19 protein-coding genes and 1 tRNA gene are annotated in these 21548 nt (G+C 73.4%); 11 read left to right on the top strand and 9 right to left on the bottom strand.

All coding sequences use genetic code 11. From position 1 onward, the window contains the following. Positions 1-130: 130 nt before the first annotated feature. Positions 131-215 (bottom strand) — tRNA-Leu (locus tag ACNJ93_RS26860). A 247-nt stretch (positions 216-462) separates the two neighbouring features. On the opposite strand from ACNJ93_RS26860, the gene ACNJ93_RS26855 reads away from it, so the two are divergent. Continuing rightward, a complete protein-coding gene (locus tag ACNJ93_RS26855; protein ID WP_418961539.1) occupies positions 463-1734 on the top strand; it encodes a DUF2254 domain-containing protein in 1272 nt (423 codons plus the stop codon). A gap of 105 nt (positions 1735-1839) precedes the next feature. Here ACNJ93_RS26855 and ACNJ93_RS26850 read toward each other — a convergent pair whose 3' ends face one another. Next, the gene (locus tag ACNJ93_RS26850; RefSeq protein WP_418960021.1) at positions 1840-2790 is read right to left on the bottom strand and encodes a beta-ketoacyl-ACP synthase III; all 951 of its coding nucleotides are present in this window, start codon (positions 2788-2790) and stop codon (positions 1840-1842) included. A gap of 210 nt (positions 2791-3000) precedes the next feature. On the opposite strand from ACNJ93_RS26850, the gene fdhD reads away from it, so the two are divergent. After that, entirely contained in the window at positions 3001-3864 is an 864-nt protein-coding gene (fdhD, locus tag ACNJ93_RS26845) for a formate dehydrogenase accessory sulfurtransferase FdhD (protein WP_418960020.1), read from the top strand. Between the two features lie 4 nt (positions 3865-3868). On the opposite strand, the gene ACNJ93_RS26840 is transcribed toward fdhD, so the two are convergent. Genes ACNJ93_RS26840 through ACNJ93_RS26830 form a run of 3 tightly spaced genes read right to left on the bottom strand, consistent with a single transcriptional unit; the run spans position 3869 to position 5939 of the window. Continuing rightward, positions 3869-4255, bottom strand: coding sequence for a (2Fe-2S) ferredoxin domain-containing protein (locus tag ACNJ93_RS26840; protein ID WP_418960019.1), 387 nt, complete (start codon positions 4253-4255; stop codon positions 3869-3871). Beyond that, positions 4252-4773 (bottom strand): isochorismatase family protein, encoded by a 522-nt coding sequence (locus tag ACNJ93_RS26835; RefSeq protein ID WP_418960018.1) that lies wholly within the window; start codon positions 4771-4773, stop codon positions 4252-4254. Before ACNJ93_RS26835 ends, ACNJ93_RS26840 begins: the two co-directional genes overlap by 4 nt. A 50-nt stretch (positions 4774-4823) precedes the next feature. After that, the gene (locus ACNJ93_RS26830; protein ID WP_418960017.1) at positions 4824-5939 is read right to left on the bottom strand and encodes a bile acid:sodium symporter; all 1116 of its coding nucleotides are present in this window, start codon (positions 5937-5939) and stop codon (positions 4824-4826) included. 429 nt (positions 5940-6368) lie between these two features. On the opposite strand from ACNJ93_RS26830, the gene ACNJ93_RS26825 reads away from it, so the two are divergent. The 7 genes from ACNJ93_RS26825 (at position 6369) to ACNJ93_RS26795 (ending at position 15417) form a co-directional block, all read left to right on the top strand. Continuing rightward, entirely contained in the window at positions 6369-8168 is a 1800-nt protein-coding gene (locus ACNJ93_RS26825; protein ID WP_418961538.1) for an AMP-dependent synthetase/ligase, read from the top strand. A 126-nt stretch (positions 8169-8294) separates the two neighbouring features. Continuing rightward, on the top strand, positions 8295-9551 hold the full coding sequence (locus tag ACNJ93_RS26820; RefSeq protein ID WP_418960016.1) for an ABC transporter substrate-binding protein: 1257 nt from the start codon (positions 8295-8297) through the stop codon (positions 9549-9551). A gap of 12 nt (positions 9552-9563) precedes the next feature. Next, a complete protein-coding gene (locus ACNJ93_RS26815) occupies positions 9564-12311 on the top strand; it encodes an ABC transporter permease subunit (RefSeq protein WP_418960015.1) in 2748 nt (915 codons plus the stop codon). A 34-nt stretch (positions 12312-12345) separates the two neighbouring features. Beyond that, complete coding sequence (locus ACNJ93_RS26810) at positions 12346-13203, top strand: ABC transporter ATP-binding protein (RefSeq protein ID WP_418960014.1); 858 nt, start codon at positions 12346-12348, stop codon at positions 13201-13203. A gap of 91 nt (positions 13204-13294) precedes the next feature. Next, entirely contained in the window at positions 13295-14086 is a 792-nt protein-coding gene (locus tag ACNJ93_RS26805; RefSeq protein ID WP_418961537.1) for an aldo/keto reductase, read from the top strand. An 86-nt stretch (positions 14087-14172) separates the two neighbouring features. Continuing rightward, positions 14173-14847 (top strand): helix-turn-helix transcriptional regulator, encoded by a 675-nt coding sequence (locus tag ACNJ93_RS26800; RefSeq protein ID WP_418960013.1) that lies wholly within the window; start codon positions 14173-14175, stop codon positions 14845-14847. Between the two features lie 33 nt (positions 14848-14880). Then, positions 14881-15417, top strand: coding sequence for a DUF3291 domain-containing protein (locus ACNJ93_RS26795; RefSeq protein WP_418960012.1), 537 nt, complete (start codon positions 14881-14883; stop codon positions 15415-15417). Here the strand turns inward: ACNJ93_RS26795 and ACNJ93_RS26790 are convergent, their stop codons facing one another. The 3 genes from ACNJ93_RS26790 to ACNJ93_RS26780 form a co-directional block, all read right to left on the bottom strand. Further along, positions 15418-16326, bottom strand: a complete 909-nt coding sequence (locus tag ACNJ93_RS26790) for a class I SAM-dependent methyltransferase (RefSeq protein WP_418960011.1) — start codon at positions 16324-16326, stop codon at positions 15418-15420. A 186-nt stretch (positions 16327-16512) separates the two neighbouring features. Then, a complete protein-coding gene (locus ACNJ93_RS26785; protein ID WP_418960010.1) occupies positions 16513-17259 on the bottom strand; it encodes a class I SAM-dependent methyltransferase in 747 nt (248 codons plus the stop codon). Between the two features lie 32 nt (positions 17260-17291). After that, positions 17292-17597: a 4a-hydroxytetrahydrobiopterin dehydratase gene (locus tag ACNJ93_RS26780; RefSeq protein WP_418960009.1), complete on the bottom strand. Its 306-nt coding sequence runs from the start codon at positions 17595-17597 to the stop codon at positions 17292-17294. A 128-nt stretch (positions 17598-17725) separates the two neighbouring features. Here ACNJ93_RS26780 and ACNJ93_RS26775 point away from each other — a divergent pair, with 128 nt between their 5' ends. Next, complete coding sequence (locus ACNJ93_RS26775) at positions 17726-18544, top strand: helix-turn-helix domain-containing protein (protein WP_418960008.1); 819 nt, start codon at positions 17726-17728, stop codon at positions 18542-18544. Here ACNJ93_RS26775 and ACNJ93_RS26770 read toward each other — a convergent pair. After that, a complete protein-coding gene (locus tag ACNJ93_RS26770; protein WP_418960007.1) occupies positions 18531-18950 on the bottom strand; it encodes a hypothetical protein in 420 nt (139 codons plus the stop codon). The genes ACNJ93_RS26775 and ACNJ93_RS26770 overlap by 14 nt on opposite strands. A gap of 410 nt (positions 18951-19360) precedes the next feature. Here ACNJ93_RS26770 and ACNJ93_RS26765 point away from each other — a divergent pair, with 410 nt between their 5' ends. After that, a complete protein-coding gene (locus ACNJ93_RS26765; RefSeq protein WP_418960006.1) occupies positions 19361-21502 on the top strand; it encodes a hypothetical protein in 2142 nt (713 codons plus the stop codon). The last annotated feature ends 46 nt before the right edge of the window (positions 21503-21548 follow it).

Below are 21548 nucleotides of genomic sequence, written 5' to 3'. Positions count from 1 at the left end.
TCCTGGGGTTGGCAGTTCAGAGTCGGATGATATGAGCTCAGTGATCGCCGAAAGGCGGGAATGCGTTCGAAAGGCCGCATGCGAAAACGCGAAACGCCTGGCCGTGATCGACCAGGCGTTCCGCCTTGTGTGTCCGAGGGGGGACTTGAACCCCCACGCCCGATAAAGGGCACTAGCACCTCAAGCTAGCGCGTCTGCCATTCCGCCACCCGGACCAGGTGTTTCGCCGCTTCGGGGGTGTTCCCCGCGGCGACATGGATAACTCTACCAGGGGTTCGCGGTGGCTTTCACCAGCGTTTTCCGTGGTCAGGGGCGCGGGGTGGTCCGGATTGTGGGGGTATGCGGAATCCCGGGGGGCGCTCCGGACGCTTGGTGACATTGTGTGTGCGTGCGGTAGCGGGAGGCGGGCCGGAGTCTTAGCCTGCGCCGGTGAGCTACCTGTCCGAGTACCGCAGGCCGCGCATGCTCTCCCCGCTGCGGGAGCACCTGCGGGACACTTTCTGGTTCGCGCCGGTCGTCGCCATGGCGGGGGTCTTTCTGCTGTGGCTGGTCTGCGCGGCGGTCGACGAGGCGCTCGTCGCGTCGCTGCGGGAGTCCGGGGACCACGAGGCCCTCCGCGAGCTGATCGGCGTCACCGAGGACGCGAAGACCGTCGTGACCACGGTCAGCTCCGCCATGCTGACCTTCATCGGCGTCGTCTTCTCCATCTCCCTCGTCGCCCTGCAGATGGCGATCGGGCAGCTCAGCCCGCGCATCGTGCGGATCTTCATCCGGAGCCGGATCACCAAGGCGACCTTCTCCGTGTTCCTCGCGACGTTCCTGCTGTCGCTGCTGGTGCTCACCTCGTACGAGACCGGGGCCGATCCGCGGCTCGTGTCGTCGGTGCCGCTCCTGCAGTCGCTGCTGACGGTGGTGATGGTGCTGCTGAGCCTGATGCTCTTCGTGGCGTACGTGAACTCCACGCTGCGCCTGATGCGCGTGGCGTACCTGGTGGAGCGGATCACGGCCGAGGCGTTCCGGGTGCTGGCCAGGACGCCGAAGGCGGGGGCCGCGGCCGACGACGAGCTCGGGGAGCCGGACGAGTACCTGATGCACCGCGGCCGCGCCGGGGTCGTGCGGGACGTGAACGTCACCCTGCTGGTCCGCGCCGCGCGCCGGCACGGCGTGGTGCTGCGGCTGCTGCCTCGCATCGGGGACTTCGTCGTGCCCGGCACCCCCCTGCTGGCCGTCCACGGCGGGCGGCTGCGCCGGCGCCTGGAGTCCTGTGTGTACGTCGGCGTGGAGCGGACCTCCCACCAGGATCTCGGCTTCGGGCTGCGCCAGCTCGCCGACATCGGGCTGCGGGCCCTGTCCCCCGCCGTCAACGACCCCACCACCGCCGTGCAGTGCCTGGACCGGATCGTCCAGTTCCTCGCCGCCCTCGCGGACCGCCCGCTCGGCACGGTCGCGCACCTCGACCGGGCGGGCGCGGTCCGGCTGGTGCAGGACGTGCCGGACTGGCGGAACCTCGTCGACCTGGGCTTCACCGAGCTGCGCGGCTGCGCCGCGGGCAGTCCGCAGATCTCGCGGCGCATGCTCGCCGGCCTGGACGACCTGCTCCTGCTCGCGCCCGAGGAGCGGCGCGAGCCGCTGCTGCGGCACCGCGCGCTGCTGGTGGAGCTGGTGGAGCGGACGACCCCGGAGGCCGCCGACCGGGCCTTCGCCCTGGAGAGCGACCGTCAGGGCATCGGCTGAGGGCGGCCGGCGCCGGCGCCGGCGCCGGGGCCGGGGCCGGGGCCGGGGCCGGGGCCGGGGCCGGGGACAACCGTTTCTGCGGAGCGGCCGGCGCGGCCGCGCGCCTCAGGGGACGCGGACGACCTGGCCCGCGTAGGACAGGTTGCCGCCGAAGGCGAAGAGGAGGGCCGGGGCGCCGGAGGGGATCTCGCCGCGCTCGACGAGTTTGGACAGGGCCATCGGCACAGATGCGGCGGAGGTGTTGCCGGACTCGGTGACGTCGCGGGCGACGACCGCGTTGACCGCGCCGATCTTCTGCGCGACCGGCTCGATGATGCGCAGGTTGGCCTGGTGCAGCACGACCGCGGCGAGGTCCTCCGGCGTCAGCCCGGCCTTCTCGCACACCCGGCGGGCGATCGGCGGGAGCTGGGTGGTGGCCCAGCGGTAGACCGTCTGGCCCTCCTGGGCGAAGCGCGGCGGGGTGCCCTCGATGCGGACCGCGTGGCCCATCTCCGGGACCGAGCCCCACAGCACCGGGCCGATGGCGGGGACGCTCTCCGTGCCGTCGGTGGCCTCCACGACCACCGCGCCCGCGCCGTCGCCGACCAGGACGCAGGTGGTGCGGTCGGTCCAGTCGGTGACCTCGGTCATCTTGTCCGCGCCGATCACGAGGGCGCGCGTCGCGGAGCCGGCCCGTACGGCGTGGTCGGCGGTGGCCAGGGCGTGCGTGAATCCGGCGCAGACCACGTTGAGGTCGAGGGTGGCGGGGGCGGTCATGCCCAGCCGGGCGGCGACGCGCGCGGCGGTGTTCGGGGAGCGGTCGATCGCGGTGGAGGTGGCGACGACGACGAGGTCGATGTCGGCGGGGGTCCGGCCGGCGGCGGCGAGGGCCTTGGCTCCGGCGTGCGCGGCGAGCTCGTCGACCGGCTCGTCGGGGCCCGCGACGTGCCGCGTACGGATGCCGACCCGGCTGGTGATCCACTCGTCGCTGGTGTCGACCAGGGCGGCCAGATCGGCGTTGGTGAGCACCTTGGCGGGCTGGTAGTGGCCGAGCCCGGCGATGCGAGTGCCCGTCATGCCGGGACCCCCTTGTATTCGTGCGGCGTGCAGGAATCACCCAGTCTTGCCAGCGACTCATCAGTAACAGGTGAGGTAAACCACCAAGATTCGCCCGAGTGGGTTGGGAGACCGCCACAACGGACGCCCCGCCGGCCGCTCCCCGTCCGGGCCGCGCCGGTCGTGCAGGACAATGGGGGCTTCGAAGTCTCCGCGGGATCGGGTGTGGACATGGGACGGGTCACCGAGCGACGTCGCGTCATGCGGATCCGGGGCGGTGTGGACGCGGGCGCCCGCGCCGACACCCTGGTGGCGGAGGAGCCGATGGAGATCCGGCTGAACGGCCGGCCCCTGGCGATCACCATGCGCACCCCCGGCGACGACTTCGCGCTCGCCGCCGGTTTCCTGGTCAGCGAGGGCGTGCTCGCCGCCGCGTCGGACGTGCGGAACATCGTGTACTGCGCCGGGGCGAAGGACGACGGCACCAACACGTACAACGTGGTGGACGTGCAGCTCGCGCCCGGGGTCCCGGTCCCGGACATCACCCTGGAGCGGAACGTCTACACGACGTCGTCGTGCGGGCTGTGCGGCAAGGCCAGCCTCGACGCGGTGCGCACCACGGCCCGGTTCCCGATCGCGGACGAGCCCCCGGTCCGGCTCACACCCGGGCAGTTGGCCGCGCTGCCGGACCGGCTGCGCGCGGCGCAGAAGGTGTTCGACCGGACGGGCGGGCTGCACGCGGCGGCACTGTTCTCGGAGGACGGCGAGCTGCTCGACGTACGGGAGGACGTCGGCCGGCACAACGCCGTGGACAAGCTGGTCGGGCGGGCGCTGCAGGCGGGGCTGCTGCCGCTGCGGCGGGCGGTGCTGCTGGTGTCCGGGCGGGCCTCGTTCGAGCTGGCGCAGAAGGCCGTGATGGCCGGCATCCCGGTGCTCGCGGCCGTGTCCGCGCCGTCCTCGCTGGCGGTGGAGCTGGCCGCGGAGACCGGCCTGACGCTGGTCGGTTTCCTGCGCGGCGACGACATGAACGTGTACGCCGGCGAGCACCGGATCGCCCTGGAGGCCGGGACGGGAGCCGCGGCCGCCAGGGGCTGAGCGGTCAGTTCTTCGGCGGGTCGACCATCTGGAGCTCCAGGGTCGCCGGGGGCTTCGCGAGGCCGGGGCCGCCGGCCTCGGTCCAGGCGAGGATGTCGTCCACGGCGTCGTCGTCGAGGGTGAAGCCGATCCAGGCGGCCCGGCCGCCGCGCCGGCGGCCCTCGGTGGAGGGCTGGACGACCACGATGTTGGCCTGGGCGCAGGGGCCGAGGCAGTCGCTGGTGCGGACGACGAGCCGCCCGCCGGAGGCGGCGGCCGCGGCCCGGAGCCGGGCGAGCTGGCCGGCGTGGTCGGTGCCGGGGTTCTTGCGCGGGTCGCCGCAGCAGCAGCCGCGGCAGACGACGACGCTGCAGGGGCGGGGGCCGAAGGCGCGTATCGGGGGCCGGTTCACGCGGGGCCGTCCAGGGTGAGCGCGGAGACCGGGGCGACGGTGCCGAGACGGGGGAAGTCGAGCTCGACCGAGGCGCGGTGCTCCTCGGCGGTGAACGCCGTCATGGCGTCCTCGGCGAAGACCGCCTCGTAGCCGTGGTCGACGGCGGCGCGGGCGGTGGACTCGACGCCGAGGTTGGTGGCGATGCCGGCGAACACGACGGTGGTGACGCCGAGCCCGGAGAGCAGTTCGTGCAGACCGGTCCCCTGGAAGCCGCCGATGGTGCGCTTGACGACGACCGGCTCGCCCTCGCGGACGAGCGAGGGGACGAGCTCGCTGCCGGGCGGCTGGACGTCGACGTGCGGCCGCTCCACCCGGATGTGGACGACGGGGGCGCCGGCGGCGCGGAACGCGTCGGCGAGGCGGTGCGCCGCGTCGACGACGTCGGCGCCGGAGCGGGGGGCCAGGGGCAGCGCGACGATGCGTTCCATCAGGTCGACGAGGACGAGCGCGGTGCTGCGGGGATCGAGTGCGGGCATGTCAGCACCGTAGCGGGCCCGATGATCACCCCTGAGCGGTGGTGGCGCGTTCACGCCACGGCGCCGCCGGCCGGCGGCTCGGCGGCGGGGGTCCGCGTGGGCTGCTCGGCCGGGGACTCTTCGGCCGGTGGCGGCTCGGCCGGGGACGTTTCGGCCGGGGGCTCCTCGATCGGGGACTCCTCGGCCCCAGGATCCGTCGCGCGGGCACGGCGGTCGGCGAGCACGGCGCAGACCATCAGCTGCATCTGGTGGAACAGCATCAGCGGCAGCACGGCGAGGGACGCCTGCGCGCCGAACAGGACGCTCGCCATCGGCAGCCCGGCCGCGAGACTCTTCTTCGACCCGGCGAACTGGATGGCGATGCGGTCCGCCCGGTCGAAGCCGAGGCGGCCCGCGCCGTACCAGGTGAGGGTGAGCATCACCGCCAGCAGCACCGCTTCGACGGCGAGCAGCAGCGCCAGGCGCGCGGGGGTGACCTGCGACCAGATGCCCTGGACCATGCCCGCGCTGAAGGCCGTGTAGACGACGAGCAGGATCGAGCCGCGGTCGACGCGGCCCAGCGCCTTCTTGTGGCGCAGCAGGAAGCCGCCGACCCGGCGGCGCAGGAGCTGCCCCGCGAGGAACGGCACCAGCAGCTGGAGGACGATCTTCAGGAGCGAGTCGGCGGAGAAGCCGCCCGTGCCGCCGCCGAGCAGCGCCGCCGCGAGCAGCGGGGTGAGCACGATGCCGGCGAGGGAGGAGAAGGAGCCGGCGCAGATGGCGGCGGGCACGTTGCCGCGGGCGATCGAGGTGAAGGCGATCGACGACTGGATCGTGGACGGCACGAGGCACAGGAAGAGCAGCCCGCTGTACAGCGGCGGGGTGAGGACGGCGGGGACGAGGCCCTTGGCGGCCAGCCCGAGCAGCGGGAAGACGGCGAAGGTGCACAGCAGCACGGTCAGGTGGAGCCGCCAGTGGCGCAGCCCGTCGAGCGCCTCGCGGGTGGACAGCCGCGCCCCGTACAGGAAGAACAGCAGGGCGATCGCGCCGGTCGCCAGGCCGCCCACGACGTCGGCCGCCGCCCCCGACGCGGGCAGCAGTGCCGCGAGGCCCACGGTGCCGAGCAGGGCCAGGATGTACGGGTCGATCGGCAGCCGGGACGGCAGCGGGGTGGTGCGGCGGCTCATGGACGTCAGTCTGTCGTTCGGGGGCGGTACGGTCGCGCCGTGGTGCGGGCGGCGGCAGAGGTGTCGTGACCTCCTTCGCCAGGATGTCGTGACCATCCTGCGCCAGGACCCCGCGAAACCGGAATCCCGTCCCACTCCTCGGCCGCCCGGGCCATGCCCGGCTGTTCCCCAGGTGACAGGGCGGGTCGGATTCTGTGGAGATTCGCGCCCGGCCGGCGGACCGACCGGCCGGCAACCGGCCCCGAACACGCGTTCCTTGGCCGCCTTCCCCGCGCTGACCTGTGGCGATGCCGGATCGCCGGAGTTCGTGAAGGCCCTCCCGCCCGGCTTTCCCGTGGGGTACCGTCACCGGCGCCGTGCGGGGCGTGACCAGACGCTCCGGGGAGCAGGGCGAGGAGCAGGTCATTGCGCGAGTACAGCGTGCCTCCCGTGGAGGCGGCGCCGCAGGTCGGGGGCCTGGCGGACGCGGTGTTCGATCACGCCTCGGCGACGCCCGACAAGGTGGTGCTCGGCTGCAAGGACGCCTCGGGGGTGTGGCGTGACGTGACCGCGGCGCAGTTCCGCGACCAGGTCCTCGGCCTGGCGAAGGGGCTGATCGCGCAGGGCGTGCGGTTCGGCGACCGGGTCGCGCTGATGGCCCGTACGCGGTACGAGTGGACGCTCTTCGACTTCGCGCTGTGGGCGCTGGGCGCGCAGTCCGTGCCGGTGTACCCGACGTCCTCCGCCGATCAGGTGCTGTGGATGCTGCACGACGCGGAGGTCACGGCCTGCGTGGTGGAGCACGAGGACCATGCGATGACCATCGGCTCGGTGGTGGACCGGCTGCCGCGGCTGCAGCGGCTGTGGCAGATGGACGCGGGTGCGGTCGAGCAGCTGACGGAGGCGGGCGCGGAGATCGACGACGAGGTCGTCCACCGGCACCGGCGCGCGGTGACGCCCGAGTCCGTCGCGACCGTCATCTACACCTCGGGCACCACGGGCCGCCCCAAGGGCTGTGTGATCACCCACTCCAACTTCATGTTCGAGACGGACATGCTCGTCGGCCGCTGGGAGTCGGTGTTCCACTCGAAGCCGGGCGACGAGGCGTCCACTCTGCTGTTCCTGCCGCTGGCGCACGTCTTCGGCCGGATGGTGGAGGTGGCGGCGATCCGCAGCGGCGTGAAGCTGGGGCATCAGCCGGTGCTGCAGGCGTCGGCGCTGCTGCCGGATCTGGCGGCGTTCCGGCCCTCGTTCATCCTGGCGGTGCCGTACATCTTCGAGAAGGTCTTCCACGCGGCCCGCCGGAAGGCCGAGGCGGACGGGAAGGCCGGCGCCTTCGACAAGGCCGCCGACGTGGCGGTGAAGTACGCCGAGGCGCTGGAGCTGAAGGCGTTCGGGCTGGGTCCGGGGCCGTCCGCGGCGCTGCGGGTGCAGCACCAGTTCTTCGAGAAGCTGGTGTACACGCGGGTGCGGGAGGCGATGGGCGGCCGGGTGCGGCACGCGATGTCCGGCGGTTCGGGCATGGACCGGCGGCTCGGCCTGTTCTTCGAGGGCGCGGGGGTGACGGTCTTCGAGGGCTACGGGCTCACGGAGTCGTCGGCGGCGGCGACGGCCAACCCGCCGGAGCGCACCAAGTACGGCACGGTGGGCATGCCGGTGCCGGGGACGACGGTGCACATCGCGGAGGACGGCGAGGTGTGGCTGCGCGGCGGTCACGTGTTCTCCGGGTACCTGAACAATCCGCAGGCCACGCAGGCGGTGCTGAAGGACGGCTGGCTGGCCACCGGGGACCTCGGTTCGCTCGACGCGGACGGCTATCTGACGATCACGGGGCGGAAGAAGGAGATCCTGGTGACCTCGGGCGGCAAGAGCGTGTCGCCCGCGGGTCTGGAGGAGCGGGTGCGGGCGCATCCGCTGGTGGCCCAGTGCATCGTGGTCGGCAACGACCGTCCGTACATCGCGGCGCTGATCACGCTCGACCCGGAGGCCGTGGAGCACTGGCTGGCGATCCAGGGGCGGCCCCCGCTGACGCCCGCGGAGCTGGTGCGCGATCCGGTGCTGGAGACGGAGATCCGGCGGGCGGTGGTGGCGGCCAACACACTGGTCTCGCAGACGGAGTCGATCCGCACCTTCCGCATTTTGGCGCATCCGTTCACCGAGGAGCACGGGCTGCTCACGCCCTCGCTGAAGCTGAAGCGGAAGGCGATCGAGCAGGCGTACGCGACGGAGGTCGACGCTCTGTACGCCTGAGCGGAGGGCGGCCCCAGGGATGGACCCATAGGGCTCCTGACGTCTCATCAAGTGACGTTGCGTCAGTTATTGACGGTTCATCAGCCCGGTCACAGAATGCGGTCACTCGACGGAGGGACGACCGACGTGTTGCGACCGATCCGCACCCTCGCCGCCGCGGCAGCGGCACTGCTCCTGGCCACCGCCTGCAACTCCGCCTCCACCGGCGGGACCTCCCAGAAGCCCGGCGACTCCGTACGCGGAGTCACCGCCGACACGATCAAGGTCGGCGGCATCGTCTCCATGACCACCGCGAGCGGTTACTCGAAGAAGGACACCGACCTCGGCGCCCGGGCCCGCTACGCCCGCGCCAACGCCGAGGGCGGGATCAACGGCCGCAGGATCGAGTACCTGGGCGCCGAGGACGACGGCCAGGACCCGGCTCGCAATCTGGCCGCGGCCCGCGGACTTGTCCAGCAGGAGCGGGTGTTCGCGGTCGCGCCGATGAGCTCGGTGACCTTCGCCGGCGCGGACTTCCTGGACGCGCAGCGGGTGCCCACGGTCGGCTGGGGCACCCTGCCGTCGTTCTGCGGCCCGAAGCACATCTACGGCTTCAACGGCTGCCTCGTCCCGATGCCGGGCGGCACCCTCAACCAGACGTGGCCCGAGGGTCTGGCCGCCGTCCTCGGCGGCGCCCGCGGCAAGTCGGTCGCGCTGCTCGCCAACGACAACGACGCGGGCACCTTCGGCATCCGCACCTTCACCCAGGGCTTCACCGCGGCCGGCTTCCAGGTGTCGTACGCGAAGGCCGCCGTCCCCGCGACCTCGCTGCCGAGCGACTGGTCGGCGTACACCAAGGAGATCCTGCGCTCGGCGGGCGGAAAGGCGCCGGACGCGGTCGTCTCGATCATGCAGACGCCGTACAACATCGGTCTGTTCACGGCGCTGAAGCGCGCCGGGTACCGGGGCGTGCTCTCCGACCCGACCGACTACGACCCCGGCCTGCTGTCCAAGGACGCCACCCGGCAGGCGCTCGACGGCGTGCACGTCCTGCTGCAGTTCCAGCCCTTCGAGGCGGACACCCCGGCGATGCGGCAGTTCAAGGCGGACATCAGGAAGGCGGCGGGCGGCAAGGACGTCCCGCTCAACATGCACATGATGACGGGCTACATGAGCGCCGATCTGTTCCTGTCGATCGCCGCCCAGGCCGGCAGGGACCTGACCGTGGAGTCCTTCCAGAAGGCTGCCGCGGCCTTCTCCGACCGGGGGACGCTGGTCGGCGACCGGGCCGAGCCGCGCGGGCAGAAGGAGAGCTTCGGCTGCGGGGCGCTGGTGCGCCTGAAGAACGGGCGGTACGAGATCGCCGTGCCGTTCCGGTGCTACGAGCCGATCCCCTTCGGATAGGGGCCGGCGATCGTGGGCGACCTGCTGGGCTTCGTGCTGAGCGGGCTCGTCTCGGGCGCGCTGTACGCGCTGCTCGCGACCGGGCTCGTGCTGTCGTACTCGGCCTCCGGGCTGTTCAACTTCGCGCACGGCGCCACCGCGTACCTGTGCGCCCTCGCCTTCCACGAACTGCACTCCGGCTTCGGCTGGCCGGCCGTGCCGACGGCGCTGCTGCTGGTGTTCGTCGTCGCGCCGGGCATCGGCTGGGGGCTCGACCGGCTGATGTTCCGCAAGCTCGCCGGGGTCGGCGAGACCGCGCAGATCGTCGCCACGATCGGGCTGCTGGTCGCGCTGCCGGCGGCGGGGCTCGGTCTGGTGGAACTGCTGGAGCGGGCGGGCGCACCGGTGAAACCGGCGGAGAACCAGTTCGGCCTTCCCGGCGTCGGGCCGAGCCCGGCGGTGTCCTGGCAGCCGCTGGACGGGGTCGGGATCGACTCCGACCAGCTGATCACCTGGGTGGCGACCGCCCTCGCGGCCGCCGGGCTGTGGCTGCTGCTGCGGCACACCCGGCTGGGACTGCGGCTGCGCGCGGCGGTCGACGACCGGACACTGGTCGAACTGCGCGGGATCGACGCGGACCGGCTGTCGTCGGTGGCGTGGATGCTGTCCTCGGGGCTCGCCGGGCTCGCCGGCGTCCTGGCCACGCCGCTGCTCGGGCTCTCGGCGCACGACTACACGCTGTTCCTGTTCGTCTCGGCGACGGCGGCGGTGCTGGGGCGGTTCGCGTCCGTGCCGCTGGCGTTCGCGGGCGGGCTCGCGCTGGGGGTGCTGCAGAACCTGGTGGCCGGGTACGCCTCGTTCGCGGAGGGCCTCACCGGGTTCCGTACGGCGGTGCCGTTCCTGATCCTGTTCGGCGGGCTGCTGGTGCTGGCCCGGCGGCGGCGGGCCGCGGGCACGGCGGCCGCCGACCCGCCGCCGGTGGACTACCTGGAGGGCCGGTCGTGGGCGCGGCGGTGGGGCGGCTGGGCGGTGGCCGGCGCGCTGCTGGCGACGGCGCTGTACACGGTGACGACGCCGTTCTGGAGCGGGATCCTCGCGCAGGGGCTGGCGATCGGGCTGGTGTTCATGTCGTTCACCGTGGTGACCGGGCTCGGTGCGATGGTCTCGCTGGCGCAGGCGACGTTCGTGACGGGCGCGGCGCTGGTCGCGGGACTGCTGATGAGCCGCGGGGTGCCGTTCGCGGCGGCGGCTCTCGCGGGTACGGGCGCGGCGGCGCTGCTCGGCGCGGTGGTGGCGCTGCCGGCGCTGCGGCTCGGGGGCAGGTCGCTGGCCCTGGCCACGCTCGCGCTGGCGTTCCTGGCGGACCAGGTGCTGTTCCAGTTCGGGTGGCTGCGGAACGGTGACACGGGCTGGGAGGTGCCGCGGCCCGTGCTCGGTCCGCTGGACCTGGGCGACGACCGGGCGTTCGGCGTGGCGCTGGTCCTGCTGTGCGGGCTGGCGGTCTGGGGGCTGACCCGGCTGCGGGAGTCGCCGTGGGGCCGGGCGATGCTGGCGGTCCGCTCGGCGCCGGCGGCCGCGGCGGCGTCCGGGGTGTCGGTTGTGCGGACGAAGCTGCTGCTGTTCACGGTGTCGGCGGGGCTCGCGGGCTTCGGGGGCGTGCTGTACGCCTCGTACAACACCCGCATCACGGCGACGGACTTCACGGCCATGACGGGTCTGGTGTGGCTGGCGGTGGCGGTCGCGGCGGGGGTGCGCAGACCCCAGTTCGCGGTGGTGGCGGGGCTGGTGTACGCGCTCGTCCCGCACCTGCTCGGCCAGTACGTGACGGAGTCCGCGCACCTGCCCGTGATCCTCTTCGGGCTCGCGGGCCTGGCGCTGGCGAACGACCCGGACGGGTACTGCGCGGCGGTGCCGACGCGGCTGCATGCGCGGCGGGTGGCGGGGGCGGGGGCTGCGGGGGCAGTGGGGACTGCGGAGGCTGTGGGGGCTTCCGATATGGCCGGGACTCACGAGGGTGCCGGGGATCCTGAGGCGGCCGGGGCGGTGCCGGGCGCTGCCGCTCCTGAGGCGGAGGCCGGTGAGGCGCCCGCGCTCGAGCTGCGCGGGGTCTGGGCCGGGTACGGCGGGGCACTGGTCGTGCGGGGCGTCGACCTCGCGGTGCGGCGGGGCGAGATCGTCGTGCTGCTGGGGGCCAACGGGGCCGGGAAGTCCTCCGTATGCCGGGTCGCCGCCGGGGCGCTGCGGCCCGCAGGAGGGGACGTACGCGTGCGGGGGCGGGTCGCCACGGCGGACTCGGCCGTGGCGCGGGCCCGCCGCGGCGTGCTGCTCGCGCCCGAGGGGCGGGGGATCTTCCCCGGACTGTCCATCGAGGAGAACCTCGCGCTGCGGCTGGACGCCCCCGAGGACCGGGAGGCCGTGTACGCGCGGTTCCCCGCGCTCGCCGCGCGGCGCACCGTCGCCGCGGGCGCGCTGTCCGGCGGCGAACAGCAACTGCTCGCGCTCGCACCGCTGTTGCAGCGGCCGCCCGCCGTGCTCGTGGCCGACGAGCCGTCGCTGGGCCTCGCGCCGCGGGTCGTGGAGGAGGTGCACCGTCTGCTCGTCGAACTCCGCGATGCCGGGACCGCGTTGCTCCTCGTCGAGGAGAAGGCCGCCGAGGTGCTCGGCATCGCCGACACCGTCGCGTACCTCGTCCAGGGCCGAGTCGCATGGTGCGGCCCCCGCGCGGAGGTGGACCCGGAGCGGCTGACCGAGGCGTATCTGGGATGGAGGGCGCGCGTATGAGGGCCTCTCGGGGATGGGGCTGGAGGGCGGGCGTATGAGCGGCGGCGCGGTGCTGGAGGCGTCCGGGATCGGGGTGCGGTTCGGTGGGGTGCGCGCCCTGCACGACGTACGGATCGCCGTCCGCCCCGGCGAGATCTGCGGGCTGATCGGGCCCAACGGGGCCGGGAAGACCACCCTCTTCGACGTGCTGTCGGGCATCCGGCGCCCCGACCGCGGCCGGGTCCGGCTCGCCGGGTCCGACGTGACCCTGCGCCCGCCCGCCTGGCGGGCCCGGCACGGGATGCGCCGGACGTTCCAACGGCAGCAGCTCTTCGGCCAGTTGACCGTCGCCGACAATCTCGTCGTCGCCCAGGAGGGCGGCCGGTGGCGGCGGGGCGGCGCGGCGCGCTCGCGCGAGCGGGCCGCGGAGGTCCTCGCCGCGTGCGGCCTGGCCGAGCTGGCGGGGGCGTACCCGGGCACGCTGCCCGTCGGGCTCGGCCGGATGGCGGAGCTGGCCCGCGCCCTGGCCGAGCCGCCGCGCGTCCTCCTTCTGGACGAGCCCGCCTCCGGGATGACGGCCGCGGAACGGGGGCGGCTGGCCGGCGTCGTACGGCGCCTCGCGGCGGACGAGGGCTGCGCCGTGCTGCTCGTCGAGCACGACGTCGGCTTCGTCATGGACCTGTGCTCCCGGGTCGTCGTCCTGGACCTCGGCCAGGTGCTCGCCGAGGGCGACCCCGCGCGGGTCCGCGCCGATCCGGCGGTGCGCGAGGCGTATCTCGGCGCCGGTACGGGCCCGGGGACCGGTGGGGTGGAGACCGGCGGGGTGGGGACCGGTGGGGTGGAGACCGGCGGGGTGGAGACCGGTGGGGTGGAGACCGGCGGGGTGGAATGCGCTCCGCCGGACATTCGTTGACGCTGGGAGTACCACTCGACGACGTAAGGATCGACCGCTCGTGAGCAACGCCAGCAAGGTTCCCCACCTCACCCTCGTCAACGGCGTGGAGATGCCTCAGCTCGGCTTCGGCGTCTGGCAGGTGCCGGACGACGAGGCCACGAAGGCCGTCGCCACCGCCCTGGAGGCCGGTTACCGCTCGATCGACACCGCCGCGATCTACGAGAACGAGACCGGCACCGGCCGGGCCCTCACCGAATCGGGCATCGCGCGGGACGAGCTGTTCGTCACCACCAAGCTCTGGAACACCGAGCAGGGCTACGACTCCACCCTGCGCGCCTTCGACGCCTCCCTCGGCCGGCTCGGGCTGGACTACGTGGACCTGTACCTGATCCACTGGCCCGTCCCGGCGAAGGACGCGTACGTCGACACGTACCGCGCCTTCGAGAAGATCCTGGCCGACGGCCGGGCCCGCGCGATCGGCGTGTCCAACTTCCTGCCGGAGCACCTGGAGCGGCTGATCGCCGAGACGTCCGTCGTCCCGGCCGTGAACCAGGTCGAGCTGCACCCGCAGCTCCAGCAGCGCGCCCTGCGCGAGACGCACGCGCAGTACGGCATCGCCACGGAGGCGTGGTCGCCGCTGGGCCAGGGCCGCGGGCTGCTGGAGGTTCCGGCGATCGTCGCGATCGCGCAGAAGCACGGGCGCAGCCCGGCCCAGGTCGTCCTGCGCTGGCACCTGCAGACCGGCAACGTCGTCATCCCGAAGTCGGTGACGCCCTCGCGCATCCGCGAGAACATCGACGTCTTCGACTTCGAGCTGGACGCCGAGGACCTGGCGGGCATCGCCGCCCTCGACGAGAACCGCCGGCTCGGCCCGAACCCGGCGGAGTTCAACGTGGGCTGATCGGGTGATCCCCAGGTGGCCCGGGCGCCCGTCGCCCGGGCTTCCGCGTTTCTATCTCCAATCCCCGTTGTTCCTAGAATGGCGGAATGGAGGACATCGACGCGATCGCGGCGCTGCAGGACCCGGTACGACGCCGCCTGTACGAGTACGTGGTGGCCCAGGGCCGCGAGGTCGGCCGCAACGAGGCCGCCGAGGCGACGGGGGTCGCGCGGACGCTCGCCGCACACCACCTGGACCGGCTCACCGAGGCCGGCCTGCTGGAGAGCGGCAGCCGCCGCCTGACGGGGCGCTCGGGGCCGGGGGCCGGGCGCCCCGCCAAGGTGTACACGCGGGCGCGCGCCGAGCACACGGTCTCCCTGCCGGCGCGCGACTACCGGACCGCCGCCGAACTGCTGGCCGAGGCCGCCGAGCAGGCGGGCATCGACGCGGGGCTCTGCGCCGCCGCACGCCGCCGCGGCGAGGCCCTGCGCGGCGGGGCCGGGCCGTGCGGCAGCCTCGACGAGGCCCTGCGGACGCTGGCCGCGCGCGGCTACGAGCCGCGCCTGGAGGACGGCGGCGAGGCGACGGACGGCCCGGTCGTCCGGATGCGCAACTGCCCCTTCCACGCCGTCGCCGAGCGCTTCCCGCCGCTGGTCTGCGGCATGAACCTGGCGCTGCTCGAAGGGCTGTTGGGGACCGACGGCCCCCTCCGGGCCCGCATGGACGCCCGCCCCGGTGAGTGCTGCGTAGCGATCGAAGACTCTAAAAACAATCTTCGTTGACATAGAAAAGCGGGGCGTGCTGGGATGAGGCCCATGACCTCACCCACCTCCGCTTCCGCGCCCGCGCCCGTGCCCCCGCCCGCCGCCCACCTCGCCCAGCTGAACGTCGGCACGCTCCGGTACCCGATCGACGACCCGCGCGTGGCGCCGTTCGTCGAGCAGCTCGCCCCGGTCAACGCCGCGGCGGACGCCGCGCCGGGCTTCGTGTGGCGGCTGGTGGAGGACGGCGAGGCGGACGCCACGGGGCTGCGTCCGGCGGGCGAGAACGTCATCGTCAACCTGTCCGTGTGGGAGAGCCAGGAAGCCCTGTGGGACTTCGCCTACCGCAGCGGACACCTGGACGTGATGCGCCGGCGGCGCGACTGGTTCGAGCGGCACGTCGAGGCCCACCTGGTGCTCTGGTGGGTTCCCGCCGGCCACGTCCCCACCGTCGAGGAGGCGCTGGAACGGCTCGCGGACCTTCAGTCCCGCGGGTCGTCCCCGCGCGCCTTCACCTTCGCCTCCTCGTACACCGCCGCCGAGGCGGCCCCGCACCTGGTGGGCGGCCCGCCCGGCGGCTCCCCGGCGTGACTAGCCCTTGCGGGCCGTGTGGACCGTGCGGGCGACCAGCTGGAAGAGGTCCGTCCGGTGGTGCAGCGAGTCCGGGGCCGACGGGTCGAGGAGGCGGTCGAGGGCCTCGCGGTCGTCGGCCGCCAGCCGTTCGTCGACGGACTGCCGGGTCCGCTCGAACTGGAAGACGATCTGCTCCCGCACCACCGGCGGCACCGGGGCCGGGATGTCGCTGAGGAAGGAGCGGGTGCCCGCCGGTACGAGGCCGGTGCTCGCGAGCAGCGCCCGCCAGTCGTCGACCTCCGCCTTCGCGCCCGGCAGCGAAGCCCGCATCTCGCCGAACCACTCCGCGCCGAGCGCGTCGAGCCGGGCCTCCAGGCCGGGCCGGCCGAAGCCCAGCTCGCGGGGCAGCCGGCGGGCCGTCAGCCCGCCCTCGACCAGGACGAGCAGACCGCCCGGGCGCAGCAGCCCGGCCAGGGCCTCCAGGGCCGCGCGCTGGTCGCCGAGGTGGTGCAGCGACTCGGCCGCCCAGATCACGTCGGCCTCGCCCATGCGCGCGAAGTCCTCGGGGAGTTCGGCGTGCAGCGTGGAGACCCGGCCGCCCAGGCCCCGGGCCTCGGCGCGGGCGCCGGCCCGGGCGAGCAGCTCCGGGGTGCCGTCGACGGCCACGGTCTCGGCGTCGGGGAAGGCCTCGGCGAGGTAGCAGGTGATGACGCCGGGGCCGCTGCCGACGTCCAGGACGCGGCGGACGCCGGAGACGGGCACGAGCGTGCCGAGCCAGGCCGCCGCCTCCCGGTAGAGCGGGCCCTGCACCTCGGCCTGCCGCTCCAGGAGCGGCGCCATCGTGGTCCAGTCGATGTCGGTGTGGTCGTGGTGGTGGCCGCCCTGCGCGTGGTGGCCGTGCCCGTGGTTCCCGTGGTCGTGAGTCATGGGAGAAGCGTGCGCGCGCCCGTCCGAGGACGCGAGAAAAGTTGCCGTTCCGGCAATTCGTTCCCCCGGCCGGCAGGGCATCGGCCGGTGGCCGGCCGGGCTCGGCCCGCGGGCCCTCGGCACTGCGGCCGCCTCGGCCCCGCCTGGGGACCGACCGGCCTGAGCCCTTCCTGCCGACCGGCCGGCTCAGCCCCGCCTGACGTACGCGACGAGCCGGTACTCCGGGTCGGCGCGCGGGCGGTCCGGCTCCGGCAGGGCGAGCAGCTCGGCGGCGAGCGCGGCGGCCCGCTCGGGTCCGCCGTCGAACCAGGACGCGAAGTAGCCGGCCCGCAGCTTCTCGGCCGCGCCCCGCGGGCTGTTGCCCTGGCCGTGGCCGGTGAAGCGGGTCTCGCCGGCCGGGACGAGGCCGTGCCCGGCGGCGTACGCCCCGATCCGGTCGGCGCGGTCGGAGGCCGCGGCGGACGAGCGGTGCGGGCGCAGGACGAGGTCGACGCCGCTGCCCACGTCGTGGGCGGCGTCCTTGTCGACGGTGGTGACGAACACGCCGCCCGGGCGCAGCACCCGCGCCGCCTCGGCGACGGCCTCCGCGGCGAAGGGCACGAGGTGCAGCAGCCACACCGCGCTCACGGCGTCGACGGACGCGTCCGGCAGCGGCAGCCGGCGGGCGTCCGCGCGGACGACCCGGCCGGGCAGTCGTCCGCCGGCCCGCCGGGCCATGCCGACCGCGGCGTCGGCCCCGTACACGCGCAGGCCCGGCCGGGCGATCCGGCCGGTGACGAGACCGGTCCCGCAGGCGACGTCCAGGAGCGTGCGCGCCCCGGGCGGTACGAGCCGCAGCACGGCCGCGGCCGCGGCGGCGGCGCGGGGGACGCCGCCGCGCGTCCGGTCGTAGTGCGCGGCCTCGGCGTCGTAGTCGAGCAAGGTGTCCCCCATGCCGCCGATGGTACGCAGCGGGTGACGGGACGTCAGCGCGCCCCGTGCGTCGGGGCGATCTTCTCCACGCGCTCGGCGAGGTCGAAGTCCTTCGCGGTCACCGCGCCGCCCGCGTCGTGCGTGTTCACGGAGAGGGAGACCGTGTTGTAGCCGAGGGTCAGGTTGGAGTGGTGGTTCAGCTCCTGCTGGAGCTGCGCGATGTGGACGACCAGGGCAGTGGCGGCGAAGTGGTCGTCGAGCCTGTACAGCCGTTCGATCCGGTCCTCGGCGAGGGTCCAGCCGGGGAGCTCCCGCAGCCGGTCCTCGATCTCCTTCTGCGACAGCGGCTCAGTGGGCATGCGCAAACTCCCTCCGGTTCGTGGCTCGACAGCGGTGACGACGGTGACGATACGGTCTCGGGCCCCGCTCCCAAGGTCAACACATGCACCACGCCCGAACGGCCGAGCCCGTGGGATACCTTCGGAGCATGACAACTGTCGCGTCGGGCACGGGAGTAGGGCAGCTGCTGCGCGAGTGGCGCGAGCGGCGGCGGCTGAGCCAGTTGGAGCTGGCGCTGCGCGCCGAGTCCTCGTCCCGGCACATCTCCTTCATCGAGACGGGCCGGTCGCGGCCGAGCGAGGAGATGATCCTGCGGCTCGCGGAGCACCTGGAGGTGCCGGTACGGGACCGCAACGCGCTGCTGCTCGCGGCGGGGTACGCGCCGCGGTACACGGAGTCGACGCTCGACGACCCGCAGCTGGCGACGCTGCGCGAGGGCATCGAGAACCTGCTGCGCGGCTACGACCCGTACCCGGCGATCGTGGTGGACGGCTCGTACACCGTGGTCGCGGCGAACCGGGCGATCGGACTGCTGCTGGCGGGTCTGCCGGAGCATCTGCTCACGCCCCCGATGAACGCGATGCGGATCACGCTGCATCCGGAGGGCCTGGCCCCGCGGATCCGCAACCTCCGGGAGTGGCGCGGTCATCTGCTGGCGCAGATGGAGCGCCAGATCGGCCTGGCGCGCTCGGAGGCCCTGCGCGCCCTGTACGACGAGGTCGCCGCCTATCCGCTGCCGGAGGGCGGCGACCCGGAGGACCGCGAGGACCCGGAGCCGTACCCGTACTTCGCGCTGCCGCTGCGGATCGAGCACGACGGGCACGTGCTGTCGTTCGTGTCGTCGATCTCGACGTTCAACACACCGATGGACGTGACCGTCGCCGAGCTGGCCATCGAGACGCTGCTCCCGGCCGACCCGGCGACGGTCGCGTACCTGCAGAGCGTGGCCGCCGCTACGGGTTCCTAGTCGCGCGGAGCGCGGCCCACTGCAGAGCGGCGAAGCCGGCGACCGTCGCGGCCTGCATGGGGATCCACAGCAGGCCGGCGGTGGTCGGCTCCAGCCAGCCGACGAGGGCGACCAGACTCGCCGCCGTCCACAGGACGTTGCAGTCGATCACGGCCTTGACGCCGAGCGCCGGCGGCTGCGGCCGGGCGGCGAGCAGCCCCACGCCGAGCGCGTACACGGTGAGGAACACGCCGAGTTCGAGCAGCAGCCCGGCGTCGACGCCGAGCAGGTCCCCGAGCGCCTCGGACGCGAAGAGGTAGGCCAGCCCGTTGCCACCGGTGACGACGGCGTCGAGCGCCAGGAAACGGCGCAGCGCGGACTGCGGACGGGTCGTGCGGGAGATACCGGCGATCAGGGCCTGCGACATGACGAATCAGCCTCCTCGAAAGGCATACGTACGGATGGGGACCGGCCCCCGGACGGAGTGCGCCGCCCGGGACCCGGCAACCCCAACGATGCCGCCGCCCCACCGACGGGTCGATTACGCCGGAGGTAATGCGGGGCTCGCGGCAGCACGTCGAGTGGCCTTGAGGAGCGCAGGGTGGGCACCATCCCGAACCGGTGGATTCGTCGGGCACTTGAGGACATCATCGATCGCGTGCGCGATGCTGTGCATCGCGTGATCAACTCTCTGGAGCAGGAGCGCCGCACATGTCAGAAGTGCCTGAGTCAGCCGGCAGGGACTTCCCCTCGCCTCTCCCCTGGCCGGCCCGAACGGGAACGGCGCCGTACATTCCGGGGCATTTCTCGGAGCTTCTGGGCAACCTCACAGCCCTGTTGAAGGACATCGACGCCGATCCCCTGGTCGATCGGGCGTTCACCTGGCCGGGGGCGGAGGCTCCTGCGTCGCTGCGCCAGGTGCTGTACTACATGGGGAACTGCGGCCTGTTCGTCCGGGAGGGTCGTCCGGCGCGGGTGCTTCTCACGCCTGAGGCCCGGCACTTCCTCGACACCGGTGACGTCGCCCACCTCGTCGCCGTACTCCATGCCCATGTGCGGTTCGTCGGTGAGACGCTGGAGGCGATCGGCGAGGGCCTCACGTACGACGAGCTGAACGGCATCGCCGGCGACGACTACGGGCTGAACTGGAAGTCGCTCGACCAGGTCCGTCGGCGAGTGCACTGGATGCGCGGCACGGGCATGGTCGAGTACTGGACGAACGGAAGGATCGTCCTCACAGAGGACGGCCGGGCACTGCTGTCGCGGCTGACGCTCGTTCGTCCGAGCGACCTGGAGTCGCAGCGACAGGCCGCCGGCCTGCCCACCGAGCTTCCGGAGCCCCCGCGGCTGATCGCCGAGCGCCTCGGCGAGGTCACCGAGGAGGAGCTGCAGGAACGCAAGCGGGTCGTGGGGTACATCGCCGGCGGGGCGAACATGACGGCCCTCAGCCGCCTCGTCGACGCTGCGGCGGCCGGCCTGTCCCGCAGCGAGTTCGTCCGGTTCTCCGCCGAGACCTTCGACGTCAGCAAGTCGTCGGCCGAGCAGTCGCTCAACACGCTCCAGGGTCTGGGTCTGTTGACCCAGGTGGGGCCGGACCGGTTCGCGGCGACCGACCTCGCGGCGGAGTGGCTCGACTCCGGCGAGGCCGTGGACCTCGTCCGCCACCTGCATCTCAGCCTGGCCCTGCTCGGGGAGACCCTCGACGCGATGGAATCCGCGTCCGACTCGGGCACCCTGACCGCGCTGCTGGCCGACAGGTACCCGACAGCCGAGCTCACCCGGAAGGACGTGACGACGCGCGTCGCGCTCCTCGCGGAGACGGGGCTCGCCGAACGCGTCGGGAACGTGACCCGCAGGACCGCGCTCGGTACGGCACTCGCCGGCTCACTGCCGCTTCAGGCACGCCACGACGTCCGCCGAGACGGCGCGCCCAGTGGGGCAGAAACCGCCGCGGCGGAGGCCGGCCAGGGCCTTCTCCTGCCGGAGCGCCTGGCGGCCGAGGTGGTGGCCTCGTCCACGGACAGCGCGAACTACCAGCGGTTCGAGCGTGCGTTGGCGGACGCCTTCCGGTACCTCGGCATGGACGTCGAGGTGCACAGCGGCCCGGCCAAGACGGACCTGGTCGTCACCCTCTGGCTGTCACCGTCCAGTCGACGGCGCATCGCGGTGGAGGCCGAGACGGACGGCGCCGGTCTGGTGACCGACCAGGACGTGCGGTTCCTGCGGCTCAGCGAGCATCGCGCTCGTCACCACGCCGACCGCACGGTGCTGATCGGCCCCGGGTTCGACGCCCGGGTGTTCCGCGAGGCGGACAAGGAAGATGTCGCCCTCCTGACCGCCAAGCAGCTCGCGGAGGCGGTCGTCCGCCACTCCGCGTACCCGCTCTATCCGCACGAACTCGTCGCCCTGCTCCTCGCGGGCCGGGCCGACGCGCTCGAACACACCTGGAGCGAGGCGGAACGGCGGACCGGAGCGCTGGCGCTCGTGGTCGACGCCATGTGGAAGAGCGCGAACGATCCGGCCGACGTCGAGTTCGGCGCCGGCGCGCTCGATGTGCGGGACATCTGGCGTGAGACGAAGTCGTCGCTGGAAACACCGCTCGAGAAGAAGGAGATCGAAGAGGCGCTGGCTTTTCTCGGCAGTCCCTGCGTCTCGGGCGTGGTGAAGCTGGGCGGCGACCACGCGATCACGGCACCACCGCACCTGATCGCCGCGCGGCTGCGCTCCCTGGCCTCGGCGATCGAGAAGCAGGCCGGCAGCCCGGATGGGCGACAGGACGCCACGCCGCATCCGATCCCCGCGTCCCCCGCGCCCGTGCACGACGGCCTGCCGGGAACCGACGCGTCGTCGAGCGACATCGAGCCGGCGAAGGTGCGCGCCTGGGCCAGAACTGCAGGCCGGCCGGTGAACGACCGAGGCCGCCTCCCCGAGTCCCTGATCAGGGAGTACAAGCGGCACCACGGCCATCCGACCGACTGAGCCACGGCCCCGACCAGGAGATGGTCCGGGGCCGTCGTCGTACCGC

Origin of the sequence: Streptomyces tritici, from assembly GCF_048500665.1 — a bacterium.
Lineage (GTDB): Bacteria > Actinomycetota > Actinomycetes > Streptomycetales > Streptomycetaceae > Streptomyces > Streptomyces tritici.
This window is presented reverse-complemented; position numbering and strand designations above follow the sequence as displayed.

Coding starts and splice junctions, on each gene's coding strand:
- ACNJ93_RS26790 (WP_418960011.1), bottom strand. CDS start 16,326: ATGACTCACGACCACGGGAACCACGGGCACGGCCACCACGCGCAGGGC.
- ACNJ93_RS26850 (WP_418960021.1), bottom strand. CDS start 2,790: ATGACGGGCACTCGCATCGCCGGGCTCGGCCACTACCAGCCCGCCAAG.
- ACNJ93_RS26785 (WP_418960010.1), bottom strand. CDS start 17,259: ATGGGGGACACCTTGCTCGACTACGACGCCGAGGCCGCGCACTACGAC.
- ACNJ93_RS26855 (WP_418961539.1), top strand. CDS start 463: ATGCTCTCCCCGCTGCGGGAGCACCTGCGGGACACTTTCTGGTTCGCG.
- ACNJ93_RS26830 (WP_418960017.1), bottom strand. CDS start 5,939: ATGAGCCGCCGCACCACCCCGCTGCCGTCCCGGCTGCCGATCGACCCG.
- ACNJ93_RS26775 (WP_418960008.1), top strand. CDS start 17,726: ATGACAACTGTCGCGTCGGGCACGGGAGTAGGGCAGCTGCTGCGCGAG.
- ACNJ93_RS26835 (WP_418960018.1), bottom strand. CDS start 4,773: ATGCCCGCACTCGATCCCCGCAGCACCGCGCTCGTCCTCGTCGACCTG.
- fdhD (WP_418960020.1), top strand. CDS start 3,001: ATGGGACGGGTCACCGAGCGACGTCGCGTCATGCGGATCCGGGGCGGT.
- ACNJ93_RS26770 (WP_418960007.1), bottom strand. CDS start 18,950: ATGTCGCAGGCCCTGATCGCCGGTATCTCCCGCACGACCCGTCCGCAG.
- ACNJ93_RS26780 (WP_418960009.1), bottom strand. CDS start 17,597: ATGCCCACTGAGCCGCTGTCGCAGAAGGAGATCGAGGACCGGCTGCGG.
- ACNJ93_RS26795 (WP_418960012.1), top strand. CDS start 14,881: ATGACCTCACCCACCTCCGCTTCCGCGCCCGCGCCCGTGCCCCCGCCC.
- ACNJ93_RS26800 (WP_418960013.1), top strand. CDS start 14,173: ATGGAGGACATCGACGCGATCGCGGCGCTGCAGGACCCGGTACGACGC.
- ACNJ93_RS26810 (WP_418960014.1), top strand. CDS start 12,346: ATGAGCGGCGGCGCGGTGCTGGAGGCGTCCGGGATCGGGGTGCGGTTC.
- ACNJ93_RS26805 (WP_418961537.1), top strand. CDS start 13,295: ATGCCTCAGCTCGGCTTCGGCGTCTGGCAGGTGCCGGACGACGAGGCC.